General features: G+C 70.5%; 14 protein-coding genes and 1 pseudogene. 10 read left to right on the top strand and 5 right to left on the bottom strand.

Features of this window, described 5'->3' with window-relative positions:
- The first annotated feature begins 6 nt into the window (after positions 1–6).
- On the top strand, positions 7–894 hold the full coding sequence (locus tag ABZ340_RS26725; RefSeq protein WP_358784374.1) for a DUF2690 domain-containing protein: 888 nt from the start codon (positions 7–9) through the stop codon (positions 892–894).
- Positions 895–1,250: 356 nt separating this feature from the next.
- On the opposite strand, the gene ABZ340_RS26720 is transcribed toward ABZ340_RS26725, so the two are convergent.
- A complete protein-coding gene (locus ABZ340_RS26720; RefSeq protein WP_358784373.1) occupies positions 1,251–1,697 on the bottom strand; it encodes a TIGR03618 family F420-dependent PPOX class oxidoreductase in 447 nt (148 codons plus the stop codon).
- 209 nt (positions 1,698–1,906) lie between these two features.
- On the opposite strand from ABZ340_RS26720, the pseudogene ABZ340_RS26715 reads away from it, so the two are divergent.
- Positions 1,907–2,204: pseudogene (locus ABZ340_RS26715) on the top strand (integrase core domain-containing protein); the annotation flags it as partial.
- Here ABZ340_RS26715 and ABZ340_RS26710 read toward each other — a convergent pair.
- The gene (locus ABZ340_RS26710; RefSeq protein ID WP_358784372.1) at positions 2,201–3,418 is read right to left on the bottom strand and encodes an erythromycin esterase family protein; all 1,218 of its coding nucleotides are present in this window, start codon (positions 3,416–3,418) and stop codon (positions 2,201–2,203) included. The pseudogene ABZ340_RS26715 and the gene ABZ340_RS26710 sit on opposite strands and share 4 nt — an antisense overlap.
- A 58-nt stretch (positions 3,419–3,476) precedes the next feature.
- On the opposite strand from ABZ340_RS26710, the gene ABZ340_RS26705 reads away from it, so the two are divergent.
- The gene (locus tag ABZ340_RS26705) at positions 3,477–4,226 is read left to right on the top strand and encodes a TioE family transcriptional regulator (protein WP_358784371.1); all 750 of its coding nucleotides are present in this window, start codon (positions 3,477–3,479) and stop codon (positions 4,224–4,226) included.
- A 380-nt stretch (positions 4,227–4,606) separates the two neighbouring features.
- Here the strand turns inward: ABZ340_RS26705 and ABZ340_RS26700 are convergent, their stop codons facing one another.
- Positions 4,607–4,810: a hypothetical protein gene (locus tag ABZ340_RS26700; RefSeq protein ID WP_358784370.1), complete on the bottom strand. Its 204-nt coding sequence runs from the start codon at positions 4,808–4,810 to the stop codon at positions 4,607–4,609.
- A 345-nt stretch (positions 4,811–5,155) separates the two neighbouring features.
- A complete protein-coding gene (locus ABZ340_RS26695) occupies positions 5,156–5,287 on the bottom strand; it encodes a hypothetical protein (RefSeq protein ID WP_358784369.1) in 132 nt (43 codons plus the stop codon).
- Between the two features lie 1,831 nt (positions 5,288–7,118).
- Between ABZ340_RS26695 and ABZ340_RS26690 the strand changes: the two genes are divergently transcribed.
- The 6 genes from ABZ340_RS26690 (at position 7,119) to ABZ340_RS26665 (ending at position 13,292) form a co-directional block, all read left to right on the top strand.
- Positions 7,119–8,063 (top strand): hypothetical protein, encoded by a 945-nt coding sequence (locus tag ABZ340_RS26690; RefSeq protein WP_358784368.1) that lies wholly within the window; start codon positions 7,119–7,121, stop codon positions 8,061–8,063.
- A gap of 1,954 nt (positions 8,064–10,017) precedes the next feature.
- Positions 10,018–10,692 carry a hypothetical protein gene (locus ABZ340_RS26685; RefSeq protein WP_358784367.1) on the top strand — a complete coding sequence of 225 codons (675 nt, stop codon included), beginning with the start codon at positions 10,018–10,020 and terminating at the stop codon, positions 10,690–10,692.
- A gap of 554 nt (positions 10,693–11,246) precedes the next feature.
- Positions 11,247–11,618, top strand: a complete 372-nt coding sequence (locus ABZ340_RS26680) for a hypothetical protein (RefSeq protein WP_358784366.1) — start codon at positions 11,247–11,249, stop codon at positions 11,616–11,618.
- Positions 11,615–11,938, top strand: coding sequence for a S1 RNA-binding domain-containing protein (locus ABZ340_RS26675; protein ID WP_358784365.1), 324 nt, complete (start codon positions 11,615–11,617; stop codon positions 11,936–11,938). The genes ABZ340_RS26680 and ABZ340_RS26675 overlap by 4 nt, the downstream gene beginning before the upstream one ends.
- Complete coding sequence (locus tag ABZ340_RS26670) at positions 11,935–12,480, top strand: hypothetical protein (RefSeq protein ID WP_358784364.1); 546 nt, start codon at positions 11,935–11,937, stop codon at positions 12,478–12,480. The genes ABZ340_RS26675 and ABZ340_RS26670 overlap by 4 nt, the downstream gene beginning before the upstream one ends.
- A 17-nt stretch (positions 12,481–12,497) precedes the next feature.
- Positions 12,498–13,292, top strand: coding sequence for a dienelactone hydrolase family protein (locus ABZ340_RS26665; RefSeq protein WP_358784363.1), 795 nt, complete (start codon positions 12,498–12,500; stop codon positions 13,290–13,292).
- Here the strand turns inward: ABZ340_RS26665 and ABZ340_RS26660 are convergent.
- A complete protein-coding gene (locus ABZ340_RS26660; RefSeq protein ID WP_358784362.1) occupies positions 13,202–13,777 on the bottom strand; it encodes a TetR/AcrR family transcriptional regulator in 576 nt (191 codons plus the stop codon). The genes ABZ340_RS26665 and ABZ340_RS26660 overlap by 91 nt on opposite strands.
- A 102-nt stretch (positions 13,778–13,879) precedes the next feature.
- On the opposite strand from ABZ340_RS26660, the gene ABZ340_RS26655 reads away from it, so the two are divergent.
- Positions 13,880–14,731 carry an SDR family oxidoreductase gene (locus tag ABZ340_RS26655; RefSeq protein ID WP_358784361.1) on the top strand — a complete coding sequence of 284 codons (852 nt, stop codon included), beginning with the start codon at positions 13,880–13,882 and terminating at the stop codon, positions 14,729–14,731.
- The last annotated feature ends 25 nt before the right edge of the window (positions 14,732–14,756 follow it).

Below are 14,756 nucleotides of genomic sequence, written 5' to 3'. Positions count from 1 at the left end.
ACGACCATGCCGTGGAAACCGTTACCGGACACACTCAGCCCGGAGTGCCTGCGGTTCGTCACCAGGCTGCGTGAGCTGAAGGACCACGCTGATGTGAGCCTGGCTGCGCTGGCGGAGCGGACGGCGTACAGCAAGTCCTCCTGGGACCGCTGCCTGAACGGCAGGGCCCTGCCCCCGCGGCAGGCGGTGGAAGCCCTGTGCCGACTGGCCGGACAGCCCACCGGCCCGCTTCTCGCCCTGTGGGAGCTGGCGGAACTCACCTGGAGCGGCCGCGCGTCGCTCGGCGGAGCACCGGCGGGCGGTGCGCCCGTGCCCCAGGCCCCGGTACGGGCGCGGACGACGACAGGGCGGCATCCGGCGCAGACCACACCTGCCCCGTCGGCCTCGGCTCCGGCGTCAAGGGACAAGGGCGCCTGGCGGCACTACTCTTTGCGGACGGTCGCGATCACCGCCGTCCTGGTGGCCGCCGTCACTCTTCCCCTCACCTGGTGGCTGGCCGGCAGCGTGGGAGGGACGACCGCACCGGGGCCCGCCGTGGCCGTCTCCACCGCGCAGACGCTGTGCACCGGCCGCGCCTGTCACGGTGAGAACCCCGCGGCGGCGTGGTGCGTCAGCGGCTCGGAGGCGGTCGCGGGGAAACGCACCGACAGCGGTGTGCGGTTCGAGATCCGTTACCGCCCGGCGTGCCGGGCGGCATGGGGCCGTATGTGGTTCTCCCGGCCAGGGGACCGGCTCGTCGTCACCCTGGGCGAGGAACAGCTCGGTGTGACCGACGACGACCCGGCGAAGACCGGCGGCTATCACACCACACCCATGCTGACGACGGACACTCCCGGACAGGTCAGCGCCTGCTACCTGCCCAAGCAGGGCCCCCGGGTGTGCATCGGAGGCTGAAGAGGCAGCGGGCGGCCGCGTGCTTCACCCTCTCGACGGCACAGGGAGGCCGAACCTGTGAACGCCACGGAGCCGGGCACGGGCAAGGGGCGGCGCCGATGCTGTGGTGTTCGGCTCGTCACCCGATGAGCGCCCGGTGGCCGGCGGCAGTCGCCGGTACGCGGTCGTCCCGGCTGGGAGGGGCGTGGCCGTGGGGCATGGTGATCACAGCCGCTCCAGTCGGTCGGCGGCTGCACGGGCGGTTTCGTCCGCGTCGACAGGAAGGACGTGCTTCCGGAGACCGGTGCCGTAGCCCTCGCCGTTCTTCCCTGCCGTCCTGGTCTTGACCGGATCGTTCCCCTGCCGGCGTCGCGCCGTCAGGGAGCGGGAACGGGGCCGCCGGGCCGGAACCGCTCCACCCCGACGATGTGCCGCACCTTGACCGGACGCACGATCACCGCGACCCGCTGCTCTCCCGGCATGAGCCACTCGAACCGCTCGCTGCCCAGGTACTTCCGGGCCAGCCGGTCCATCCGGTCGTGCGCTTCCTCGCCCTCGATGAAGCGGGCCACCACACCGCTGATCTGCACTCGGTCGAAGGGATCGGCGGCGTCCGCGTGCGAGAGATAGACACGGGGGTCGCGGCGCAGGTTCTCCTCCTTCACCCGGCCCACCGAGGTGTTGAACGACAGCTCCCCCTCTCCCTCCAGATCCACCCACATCGGGCTGACCTGTGGCGCTCCGTCGGCGAACACGGTGCCGACGTACCAGATGTTGGGGGCTTGCAGCCGGGCGCGGACGGTTTGGCCGAAGGTCGCAGTCATTCCGGGAGGCTACCAACCATGATCGGCGGAGCGGCCCGGAGGTCTCGAGCACGCACTCGCCGGCCGAGGCGCTCGGTCACGAACCGTGTGGTGAACCGGGCGCGCTGGTTGTTGCGGGACGTCAGGTCGGTGACGCCTGAGCAGCTCTTCACTTCGTCCTGGCGGGTGCCGGAAGAACGCGGGGCTCCTGGGCGTCGGCTGCAGGTACAACGAGCAACGGCACTTGCCGCCGCGCCGGCGCCTTCGCCCGGGCCCCGCCCGGTGCGCGTCACCAGTGCATCACGCCGTACACGCCTCGCCGCAACGGCACGGTGGAGCGCTACGACCGGATCATCGCCGAAGAGTTCCCCCACACCCGCAGACGGTTCCGAAGACCAACGCCGTGACGCCCTCAGCGTCTGGAACATCCACCACGAATACCGCCGGCCCCACGGTGCAGCAGGAGGCCAACCGCCGGTCTGGCGACTATGCACAGGCGTGACCGACGTCCTGGCCCCGTACGGCTAGCTCTGCGGGACGTCCTTGACGAACACGACGCCGTCGTTGCCCGCCAGGCGGGCCGGGTCGAGCGGTGCGTAGCCGAACCAGGGGGATACGCGGGGCGCGGGCCGCGCGTCCCCGAGGACGGCGGCCAGCCGTGGGGCGTCGACGACGCACCGGTCTTCCGGGAGCGCGTACAGGAGTCCTTCGACGGTGTCCGGGGGCGGGGTGCCCACTCCCCGGTGCCGGATCGTGCCGAGGGCCGTGGCCACGAAAGCGTACTCCTCACCGAGCCGGGCGCTCACCAGCGCACCGGCGCTCCACCACTCCACCGGCCCCTCCCACATCCGCATCGTGCTCTTCTCCCGCTGGAGATGGGAGTTGTGGGCGTGGACGAGGACGGGGCCCCGAGCGGCGGCGGCGAGGAGGTTGTCGGCCATCATCACATCCCGCAGCGCGCACAGCCGTGCCATGCGGGCCGGTGAGGTGTCGGCCATCCAGTGGTGGTAGCGCAGCAGGCCGGCCGCGGTACGCCCGTACAGGCGCGCCCGCTCCACATCGTCCCGCGAGGTCGCCGCGAGCAGGTGCGGCGTCTGCGCGTCGAGCAGCGCCACCAGGTCGTCGGCGAGCAGGCGCAGCCGGCCGGCCTCGGCCGACTGCCCCACGGACCGGGCCGGGTCCGTCATCGCAGCGGTGTCGGTCCACCGGTCGTCGGTGCCGAGCAGGCGGTCGAGGATGTCCGCGGTGCAGGGGAGCAGGTCCGGGTCCACCCGGGCCGCGAGGTAGCCGTGGAGCGCGGTGAGGGCCTGCCGGGGGCTCGCGGCGTGGGTGATCTCCAGCGGACCGTCGAAACCGGCGAAGCGGAGCCGCTCGGAGACGGGCCGGCCGTCGCTGTCGGCGCGGACGTTGTAGGCGCGCATCCAGCGCACGAGTTCGCGGTTGGCCGCGGACGCGCCCCACCCGTGGCTGAATCCGCGCTCCATGGCCTCATCGAGGGTGCCCGTGCCCGAGGTGACGTAGTCATCGACGACCAGGCCCCTCAGGCAGTCGCTCTCGATCGCGATCGTCCGGTAGCCCTCCTGCTCGACAAGCCGGCGGAAGAGTTCGTTGCGCAGGTCGAGCAGAGCGTCCTCGCCGTGAGTGGGCTCCCCCAGGGCGAGCAGCCGTGGCCGGGCCGGAAGCAGCCTCATGACGGCGGCGGCCTCGACGGCATGGGCGGTGTCCTTGATGTCGGTAGCCATGCCTTCAACGCTATCGTTCAACCTTCGGTTGAAACTTTTCCGCGATATCGTCGGCCGAGTGCAGCGAAACCCTCAAAGCGGCGATCGGCTCAGGCCGGTCGACCTGGCGCGCGGGCACGGTCTGTCCACACAGGCGATCAGGAACTATGAGGAGGCCGGCATCCTTCCGGCCGCCGGTCGCACCCCCCACGGCTACCGCACCTATACCTCGCTGCACGCGGGAGCCCTGCGCGCGTTCCTCGCCCTGGTGCCCGGCCACGGTCACCAGAGGGCGGCCTCGATCATGCGGGCCGTGAACCAGGGCGCGGCCGACGAGGCGTTCCGTCTCATCGACGAGAGCCACGCCCAGCTGCTCGACGACCGACGGACCCTCCGGGCCGTGGAGAAAGCCCTCCGTGACCTGGAGACCACCACGGCGTCCGGGCCCGAGCCGGCCGCGGTGCCCAGCACCGACGGCACGTTCATCGGGCCGCTGGCGGGAAAGCTCGGGATCCGGCCCGCGACGTTGCGTAAATGGGAGCGCGCCGGGCTCGTGCGCCCACGCCGCGACCCGCAGACCGGCTACCGCGTCTACGACGAGGCCGACGTACGGGACGCCCGGCTGGCCCACCAGCTCAGGCGGGGCGGCTACCCGCTGGAGCAGATCGCCCTGCTGATCGCCCGGGTGCGGGCGGCCGGCGGGCTGGAGCCGCTGGAGGCAGCCCTGCGCGACTGGCACGGTCGGCTGTCCGCCCGTGGGCGGGCGATGCTGACCGGAGCCGCAGAGCTGGAGGCATACCTCCGCGAGCGCGGACCAAGTGGGGCCTGATCCGCGGTTTCGAGGCCAAGAACGCCTGCTCGGCTTGTTCTTCGGCCTTCGGGCCGCCGCAGAGCGGCGAGTGTCTTCCCGCGGCGGACGGTCCCGCTGTGACGTCCACCGGTAGTCGGCCGGTTCGTTCGATACGTCCGACGAGCCGGTGATGACGTGTGGTCGGCGCCGTGCGGTGGTGACCGGCCGGCAGCCGCACGTGCGGCCGGTGCCGGACGCGTTGCCGGCCCAGCGCCGTCCTGGGCCCGGACGAGAACCGCAGCGCAGCCGAGGAACTGCGCACCGCCCCCGCTGTGACGATGGATCCCTGCGGCACAAGACCGGCCATGGACTACTCGTAGACCTTGGCTGCCTGGAGCGCGCGGGCGATGAAGGTCCAGTCAACCTCCTGCCGGAAGCTCTTTGCCGAAGTTCCGGTACCAGCCCGGGGAGTCGTCCACCCATGCGGCGAGGGCTTCCGGGGAGCGGGCGCGTGTGCTGTTCTCCCACGCATCGCCTTGCCGCAGGAAGTCCTGGTGCAGCTCACGGACGAAAGCTGCCGGCTCCGCGCGGCTGTGGATCTCGTCATCGGGATTCAGGGACATGACGGCAAGTATCCGGTGGTCTCGTAGGGCAGCCCTCCAGGGGGCCGGGGCCGGTTGCGGGCGGTTCTCGTCACGGATCACGTGGCGGTTCCCCGCCTGAGTGACGCCCTTGCGCAGGCCGCCGCGGCGGTGCGGGCACATGCCATGTCTCCGGCCGGCAAAGCAGAACCCCGGTCCGTCCTCTCGCCGTCCGGGATCCTGAAGACCGGCGAGACGCGCTGGGGGCTCGGAACGACAAGCCAACTGATCCTTTCAGGAGTTCAGAAGGGCCTCGGGGCGGTCACCCGTCGTCAAGTCGCTGAACGACAGGCGCTCGGCCTCGGCGAGAGGGAACACGGTCGCGCTTCAGCGGGAGCCGTCCGCCGCCGACCGCACCTCTGCGTCGTCGTCGCGGACGGCACGCAGATCCTCGCCGCACTCCCGGACGGGGATCGCCGCCACCCTTCGATCGGAGACCGACACGATGTTGTTGCTCATTCATCCCCTCAGTCCCGGGTACCGGAGGAGGCGGTCCGGCCGGGAGCGAATCATCCGTCGGGCCGCGGGCGGGCGGCGCCGACGAGTGGCCTGGCCGGGATGGGGCGGTCATGCCGCCACGCCCTGGGCGTGGCCGAGCGCAGTGAGGCTGTGTCCAGGGCAGCGGGTTGCCCGGGCGGGGCGCTGGTGCTCGCCGTAGACGGTGAACAGAGAGTCCACCGGGGAGCCGAGCGGTTCACCGATGTGCCGGCCCTGGCAGGAGCCGCCGCCGACATCCCGGATCTGTCGAGCGGCGTCTCGATCAGTTCGGGGCGCAACCAGTACGCATTCAGCTCGACATCGTCCGCGAAGCACGGTGACAGCGGGTAGGGCATCCCGTCGGGAACCACGGCCTCATCCCATCCCGACCCGTGCTCGTGAGGCGCGTTCGGCGGGAGCCACGGCAGCTCACGCTGCTGTGGCAGATCCCGGCTCGTGCAGTGCACAGGCCACACATCCCTCGCAAGCATCACCTGACCATATGCGGTCACCGGCCGACCGAATCCCTCAAGTCCCGGAGAAGAACACAACACCCACTTTCTCGGTGCATGACTGACCGCATCGGTCCGCTTGGGGACAGATACCGACCGTCAGTCCGTCTGCGGCTCATGGACCTGAGAGGAGAAGCCCACGAAGGGGCCTCACCCGGCATGTGCGGGAAGCCGCGCCAGGCCGGTGCTGTTCATGACGCGGTCGGTCATGGCGCACGGTGGGCTGACGGCGCCGACGACGGTCACGGACCCACCGGGAAGAAGGCCACGCTCGCGGCAGTACGGCTCTGCGGAGGCTGCCCTGCCCGACCAGAACCGGACCGCGGCCGAACCGGTCCCGGACCTTCGCCGCCACCGACGACTTGCCCGATGCCGGATTCTCCCGGATGACAACCAGCCAAGTCGTATCATTTCCCGCGGTCGTCCGGAGTACGCTACCGGCCCACCGCGCCCGACGCCGCAGCAGATGTTCACGGCGCCGCTCGAACTCGCCGCTCCGAGGGACGGGATGCCGACACGCCGGGCCGGGCCGGGCGCTTCTGGTATCCCCGATGATGGGGACCGCCCGGAGAACAAGCAACGCTGGAGGACGCAACATGGCGGTGGAGACCGACACGCAGCAGGAGCGCGTCGCGGGGCGGGTATGGACGGTGCGCCTGGACCCTTACGGTCGCCTCTCCGCCGGCGCGGTGAGGCTCTCCTGCTCCCGCCCCGCCTGCGCCGATCAACGCTTTCCCGGCGGCGCCGCTGCGGGACGCAAGGCCGCGGTCGAACACGTCAACATGCACCTGGCCCGTATCCGCGAGGGCGGTGGGCCACACGGTGAGGCGTGGTGTGCCTGCCATGCCGCCGACTGCGCGTGGCACACCCCCGTCCCCGCCGCCGGACGGCGCCACGGGACGCGGCCGGCAGCGGGGACGGTGAGATGCGGGGGCCCGATCGTCCTGACGGTGTACGCGGACCGGACGGGAAGGCTGTGGCGGATCGCGGAGATGTGCGCACGGTGCGCAGCCGCCACTCCCGAGTGCCGTGTCCTGGACACCGCCCCCTCCCCGGCCCGCACCGCCACGGCCACGGCGGACCGGGCGGCGATCGCGAAGCCGGCCGCGGAGCGGGAACCCGCAGGTGCCACAGGGGCGAACGGTGTGCCGACGGTCTTCTCCGACCACAGTCCTCCCCAGGCGGCCGGGGCCTCGTCTTCCCCGGCCACGGCACCGGGTCCGGTGCCGCGTGCCCGCGCCGCCTCACCGGGAGCAGCGTCCCGGCGGACGAAGCGATGGGGGAAGATCGCGCAGCGGGTCGTGCCGCACGACCTCGAACCCGATGTCCTGCGAGTGGAACTCGTCGAGCTCGGGGACGCGTTCCGCGCCTACCAGCAGCGCACCGAGCCCGACCTCGCCCTCCTCGCCGAACTCCACGACCGAAAGGCCCGCGCCTTCCGCCTGTGGGCCGACGTGAGCGGCGACGTCTCCCTGCGCCACGAGGCGGAGCGCGCCGAGAAAGCCGCGCAGACCACTCGCGAGATGCACGCCAACCGCACCGGCCGGCCCGTCGGCGACCCGGCCTCCGGTGACCAGCCGGTGGTGGAACGGCTGCTGACCCGGCAACAGGCCGCGCACGCCCGCACCGTGCTGGACTACGTCACCGCCCACACACCCCACCCGGACGCCGAGGTGCGCCTGGCGGTGCTCATGCTCACCCTGCGTGCCGCGAGAGCCGGTACCGGGAACGTCACCGGCCAGGACCTCACCGGCTGGCTCCAAGGCGAGGCCGAGAAGGTACTGGAACGGCTGGTCGACGCCGGCTGGCTGCGCCTGCCCGGCACCGTCGCCCAGGTGATGGCCTCCCGGCCCGAGGACCCCACCACCCTCACCGTCCCCGCGCTGCTGCCCGAACACCCTCGCCCGTTCGACTTCGGCAAGACCACCCGAGCGAGGCTCTCCGGCTGGGCCCAGAAAGTCGTGGGCGACCGGAAGATCCGCAAGAAGAAGCTGGGCGCCACCACCCGGCTCCTGGCCTTGTACACCGTCGCCCACACCCGCCCCGACGGCCGCCTCGGGCACGCCGAGGACGGCGGACTCCACCTGGACCACGCCGCCGCTTTCTGCGGCGTGCCGCCCGAGCAAGTCGCCGAGCACGCCGAACTGCTGATCGCCGCCGACTGGCTCGCCGAGGCCGACATCGCCCAAGGGAAGCTGTGTGGACGGATCACCGAGCGCATCCTGCCGCTGGGAGGGCTGCTGTGACATGACGGGCCCACCCCGTCAGCGTCTTCTCGCGCGACACGCGGTCCGGCCCCGTAAGCCGGCACACGGGACTCGGCCGCGTGGCACGCACTGCTCCGTGCGGTCCTGCCCTGCCGGGCCGCGCGCTCGGCACGCTCGCGCAGCCCGGCGGGCTCGGTGGCCGCGGCCTGGCGCGGCTGCTGAGGGATGGGGCCATTGCGGCTGACACATAGCCGGTGACCAGCGGTTCTCCCGTGGACGTGGGCGCACCTTGGCCGTGGAGCAGCCGGAAGCCGACGGGTCCGCGGAACCCTGGAGGGTGCGACGCGCGCGCGGGTTCGCTCTGCTCCGGGCAGGGAACTTGCTCATCGATCCACCGCCTGCCCGGTGGCGGGTGTGTCAGCGCAGACCGCCACGGATGGCCTCTTCGGCGTCGGCGAGCCGGTCCAGCAGCATCGGGGCGACTTCGTGCCGGGCTTGCGCGTACGTCTGCAGTGGGGCATCCGGCGAGGCGTCCACCGGCCGAAGCGGCTGACCTCGGCAGACGCGCTTCACAGCGCTCGCACAGACACTGCCGCACACTCCGCCGGACCGCGTGCCGGTCCCGCCCCGAGTCCCCTGTCACCTGAGGAAACGGCCCAAGGCGCGCCTGACGACGCCATGGTGAAGAACGGCGGAATACGAGGAGGCGCGCTCATGGCCGTAGTGCGCCGGAGCCGCCCCTCCGGACGGCGCCGTCCCGGTGCGACAGGAGCACTCCGGGTCCGGCCTTGCCGTCGCGGAGTGCGATGAGGCGGACGTCGAGCGGCTCGGTGTGCCGCCGTTGTGCGCCGGTCGTGTGTGTCCTCCGGGGCGGCGGGCGGGCAGCACGGTGAAAACGGCCTCTTCCTGCGGCACCCCGCCCGCGGCGTGCGCGTCGAGGAGGCGGAGGGCTTCGGCCCCGAACGCGCGGTGGCGGGCGGCGGACAGCCGGGGCGGGCACAGGACGTGCCGCGCAGACAGCCGGAAACCTTCTCGGGCGTCCGCGTGCGGGGAACCGGGAGGCGGCGCTCGGACACGCCGCTGAACGGCGTACTCGCGCGCTCACCCCCTTCAGGGAAGGAGAGCCGGCTCCCGGGTAGGTGAACGGCACCCTCTCCGTCCGCACCTCCCGCGCCGGTGAGGGCAATGGCGTGCCGGTGCGCGGGATGGCGTGCTCACTCGCCACCTCGACGGCGTCTTCCGTGCCGGCGAGGAACAGCAACTCCTGGTGCAGCCAGTTGTCCTGCTGCACCAGGGAAGTAAGCCGCGCGGTCGCGGTACGGATGGCGATCACCTCGGTCCCCCGACAGCCAGTGGCAGACCACCGCCGGCCGGCAGCCACCACAAAACCCCGTAACAGGCCGGTGTCGGGGTACGCCCTTCTGTGCCCAGGCGGGTACGGAGAAACGTGCCCTCTTTCTGCATCCCTCCGGTGCCGTGCATCCTGGTCAGTGCTGTGGAGAGGGCTGACTGCGCAGGGGGCCAGCGGCCTGTCATAGAGTCCCGGCAAGAGTCCCCCAGTCCTTTCGGAGCGCCTGTGCCCCGCCTTGCTCGCCTTGTGACTACGCTCGCGGCCCCTCTCCCGTTCTCCGGGGCCGACGCAGCGCCTCATCTGGAGCCCCGGCCCACACCGCGGCTCCTCGTACAGCGAGGGGACACAGAGCTGATCGTCCAAGAAGACCAGCCACCGGCCACGACCTCGACCGTCTCCTTTCCGGCGCCCTGGCCTCGCCGGTTCGGCACAAGCGCAGTGTCGCCTGCCGCTGACCTGGTTGTCTTCGCCGGACCGCATGCACTGCGAGCCGTTGACCAGTCGGGAAGCCCACGGTGGGAACTGCGGCACCGCTGCTGGGCAGGGTGCGCGGGGCACACAGACTTCTCCGAGTACGCAGACAACAGAGACCACCGCTATGCCAACCGTGGCTCGGCCGGCTTCTCCTCGGACGGGAAGACCGTGTGGGCCCATGTCCACGGTCCTCTGGAGCACGACGCTCCGGACCACGACCGCAGGGAAGAGTGGCTGGTCATCGACGCCGCTGACGGCACGGTGCTGGCCCGCACCCAGACTCGCACGGCCGCGGCGGGCTCCGTCCACGTCCCGCATCCGGACCCCGGCCAGATGGGTCTGACCATCGGAGAAGGCCAGGACGGATCACCCCTGCGCTGGGGAAAGTGGGACGGTCACGCCCTCATTGTCCACAGCTTCGGCGACGAGGACCGCGTCCTGCTGGGGGTGAGCCCGAGCGGAGACCGTCTGCTCACAGTGACCCATGACCAGGACGTTCTCGCCGTTCATCGGGTCGCCGACGGCTCCGTGGTGGCCGAACTGAACGCGGAGGTGCTTCCCCCGCATCCCGTGTTCGAGGAGGAGACCACAGATGACGAGGCGCAGGCGTTCTTCGACTACGAGGGCGGCTTCGTCGACGAAAACACCCTCGTAGTCGGGACCGTCGAGAGCGACGAGGAGTTCGGCACAGGCCGGCACTGGCTCGTCGACGCGGTCCACATGCAGCTGATCGGCCAGATCGCCTATCCCTTCGAGGTGCCCGGCCTGCCCAAGGCTCTCGGAGACGGCACCTGGTACACCGTGTCCAGCCTCAACCACGCCCTCCACATCTGGGCTCTGTAACGGCGCTGCCCACGATCAGGCGTACCCGAACGCTGAGCACGTTCACCTGTACGCGGCTGGGTATGCCCGCGTGTACGCCGACATGCGCGGCAGCGCGGCCGCCATGTGCCCGAAGCCGAGCCGGGTCAGCGGGCCCTCATGGCGGACGTAGGACTGGTCGTAGCGGAGCCGTCCGCCCTACAGCTCGTGTTCGGCGTTTGAGACCCCGTCGGCTGCTGCCGTCTTCCGCGCGATCTGCGGCATGTCGTGGTCTGGTTCGGTCGTGGTCGACGTCGGTCCTCCGTCTGCGTGGTTGTGGCTGTGTCGTGAGGTCCAACGACCCGGCAGAGATTTCGAACACCTGTATTTCGGCCGGTTCCTGCGCCCCGGGTTCCAGCGGTTCGCTGAAACTGCGGGCCGCACCTGTGACCGGGGCCCGTGGTGTGCGGGTGGAGGCGCTGCATCGCGGGTCTCGATCAGGTGACGCTCCGTTGAGGTCGAGCCGTGACGCGCTGGTCGGGACCTGGTCACGAGAGCGGGAACCGGTTCGGCCGGTGCCGACTGGGCTCACCTCCATGTCCGAGCCGGCCCCTGCCCCCGACCCGCGCATGCAGTCCTTGGCCGACCGGCTTCGGCCGGGGGCCGTGAGAACGGTGAAGGTCACCGGGTTCGACGGAGCGGACGTCCTGGTGCAGCTCGTGGATGCCGAAGGCGAGAAAGCCGGGATCGCCCGCATCCCTCGACATGAGGCATCGATGCGTCGGACGGAACATCCGTCCGAGCTGGTCGAGGTCGGCCAGGAGATCGAGGCCGAAGAGATCGGGCGTTGGCACGAAGGCCGGCTTCACCTCTCCGCCAGGGCGTGCGAGATTCCGGCCTTGCGGTCCTTTCTCCTCGCTTTCGAACGTGGGCAGGTGGTCACCGGGACGGTCTCACCGCTGAGGTGATCATCGCCGAGACGCGCTCCGGGCAGGTCACGCTCTCGTTGAAGGCTCTGCAGGAAGATCCGCTCATTCGGTTTGCGGATCAGGTCGGCCGGGTCCTCACCGGGCCAGTCACCGAGATCCTTCCTTTTGGCGTGTTCGTGCAGCTTGCTCCAGACGTTGTGGGGTTCCTTCACCTCTCGGAGCTGACCGATGAGGCGGCCGAGAGCCCGGATCACCTTGTCGAGGAAGGCGAGCTGATCACGGTGAAGGCCGCCGAGGCCGACCTCCGGCGTCGTCGGGTGCGGCTGAGCGCCGCCGGCGGAACGGACGGAACCTGGTGAACAGACATGCCGGTGCCCGATTCGGTTCGATCACCGCGAAGAGCGTCGCCGTGCCGGCACAGGAGTCCGCGCAGGGCCATCATGTCGAGATGGCCCACGACACCGTGTTCTTCCTCGCTCCCGACGACGAGACTGCCGCCGCGACGCGCCTGCGGGGACCTGATCAGACATTCGAGACGGTGACCTGCCGTTTCATCGAGCCGGACAGTGCCATCGCCGAGTGGGACATGTACTTCGAGGAGCCCTCGGCCGAGGTTCCGCCGCTTGATCGGCTCCTTCGGTGGCCGTGGCCGGACCAGGTCACGGCCCCCTTGAACGATGGCATCGAGGTGTTTGCTCTGCCGCAGCGGCTGACCCGGGCGCTGGCCGGCGCCGGCCCAGCCGAGCTGGAGGCGCTCGCAGATCGCTGGGCCACCAGGCTCAGGCATGCCGACGGGGACGATATGACCGACGATGATCTGCCGGCGGTCCTGCAGGGAGTTGCCAGGCTCGCGGCGTCTGCGGTGAGCAGAGGTGGAGGGCTCTACAGCTGGAGCTTCTGAAGTACGAGGGAAGCGACATGGCCGAGGTGCCGGTTTTCCGCCATGGACATGGGCTGACCACCGGCGTTCGCGAGTTCGCCGAGTACCTGCGACGGGCCGGACACACCGTCCATGCCCCAGACCTGTACGAGGGGCAGGTGTTCGACAGCCTCGAGGAAGGCGTCGGCTACGCCGGGAACGCCGGGTTCGGCATGACCACTGAGTGCGGAATCGCCGCCGCCGAGGGGCTGCCTGCGGAGCTCGTCCACGTCGGATTCTCACTCGGCGTCATGCCGCGCAGAAGCCGGCACCGACTCGCCCCGGCGCAAAGGAAGCGCTGTTGCTCGAGGCATGCGGTCCCGGTCTCGGATTTCGGTGAGGCCTGGTCCCAGGACGTCCCGGTCCAGGTCCACGGTATGGACACAGATCCGTTCTTCGCCGGGGAGGGTGACGTGGACGCCGCCCGCGCGGTCGCCGGGGCGGCTGCCGATGCCGAGTTGTTCCTCTGTCCCGGCGGCAGGCACCTGTTCGCCGGCAGCAGCCTCCTGCCCTACGGCGAACCGGCCGCAACGCAGGCCCGCCAACGGGTGCTCGACTTCCTCCCCACCGCATCAAGAACCCCGGGCGGAGTGCGCTCGGAACTCGGTGCGCGGCATCCAGAACCTGGCGAGAGCCGACAGGGCCACTCGGCGAATCGATCGTGGACGCGCTCGCGTTGGCGTGCCGGCCCGGGAGCTTGGGCTCAACTCGCGGTCGAGTCCTTGGTCAGCGCGTCCATGAAGAGGTCGACGAGCGGGCGGGCCTGCTCTTCGGTGCCGTGCTGCACGGAATAGGCGATGCCACCCATGAGGAGGAGGACATTGTCGGGGGTGACGTCGGTTCGCAGGCTTCCGTCCCGGGCGCCGGCCGCGAGGAGGGCGGCGACGGCGTCGGTGAGGAGTGCACGGCTGTCGGAGTACGGATCGATGCCGGAGGCGATGACCGCGTTGAGGGCTTCGGACATTCCGCTCTTCGCCGTGGCGTAGTGGATGAAGTGTTCCATCCATATCCGGGTGGCCTCGGCGGCCGGGTGCTGGGTGAGGAGGTCGTTCACCTTCTCGCACACCTGGGTGAGTTGGCGCCGGTAGGCGGCGTCGATGAGGACTTCCCGGGTCGGGAAGTGCCGGTAGAGCGTGCCGACACCGACGCCCGCCTGCTTGGCGATGGCTGCAGGCGCGGCGTCCAGCCCCTGCTCGGCGAAGGCCTGCGCGGCGACCTCCAGCAGGCGCTCCCGGTTCTGCAGCGCGTCACTCCTGGTGCGGCGGGGCGTGGCGGGCATGCGGGTTCCTCCGGTGTCGGTCTCCGGTTGTTTTCCGGAACTTATTCCGCTTAACTCTTGAGCGGAACGCATTCCGGTATCACGCTACTCCAGGAGACTCCCATGCCCGCCCCCTCCGACAAGGTCTTACGTCACTGGTTCGTCACCGGGGCCTCCGGCGGACTGGGCCGCCATCTCACCGAGCACGCCCTCAGGAACGGCGACCGCGTCACGGCGACGGTCCGCCGTCCCGCAGCTCTGGAAGACCTGCGGGAGACGCACGGCGACCGGCTGACTGTCGAGATCCTCGACCTCACGCGGCCGGCCGACGTGGACAAGGTGGTCGGCAGGACTCTCCGGTCCGGGCCGGTGGACATTGTGGTCAACAATGCCGGATACGCAGTCGTGGGCGCCGCCGAGGAAATGACCGTCGAGCAGATCCGCGACCAGATCGAGGTTCTCCTGCTCGCTCCCATGCTGATCACCCGGGCTTTCCTGAAGCCGATGCGTGAGCAGGGCGGAGGCCGGATCATCCAGATCTCCAGTGTGGGCGGCCAGGTCGGCATCCCCACTCACAGCTCCTATCACGCGGGCAAGTGGGGGCTGGAGGGCTTTACCGAGAGCGTCAGCCGCGAGGTCTCCGACTTCAACATCCACCTCACTCTGGTCGAGCCCGGCGCCACCCGCACCGGCTTCGCTTCAGCCCTGCAATACACCACCGAAACGACCGTCTACTGCGACAATGCCGTCGGCCGGACCCGGCGCTACCTGCAAACCGCAGACGAGAACGCCTTCACCGGTGACCCGGCCAAGCTGGCCGCAGCCATCTACGACACCACCCGCCACCCGAGCCCGCCCCTGCGCCTGGCCCTCGGCTCCGACACCTACAGCGCAATCCACGCGGCACTCACCGAACGTCTCACCACGCTCGAAGCCCAGAAGGACCTCGCTGAATCCGTCGCCTTCACCCACTGATCCGCCCGACCGGCACGACACGTCA

It is taken from the genome of Streptomyces sp. NPDC006134 (assembly GCF_040628835.1).
Taxonomy (GTDB): Bacteria; Actinomycetota; Actinomycetes; order Streptomycetales; family Streptomycetaceae; genus Streptomyces.
Note: the sequence above shows the minus strand (reverse complement) of the source record. Positions and strands in the feature narration are given on the sequence as shown.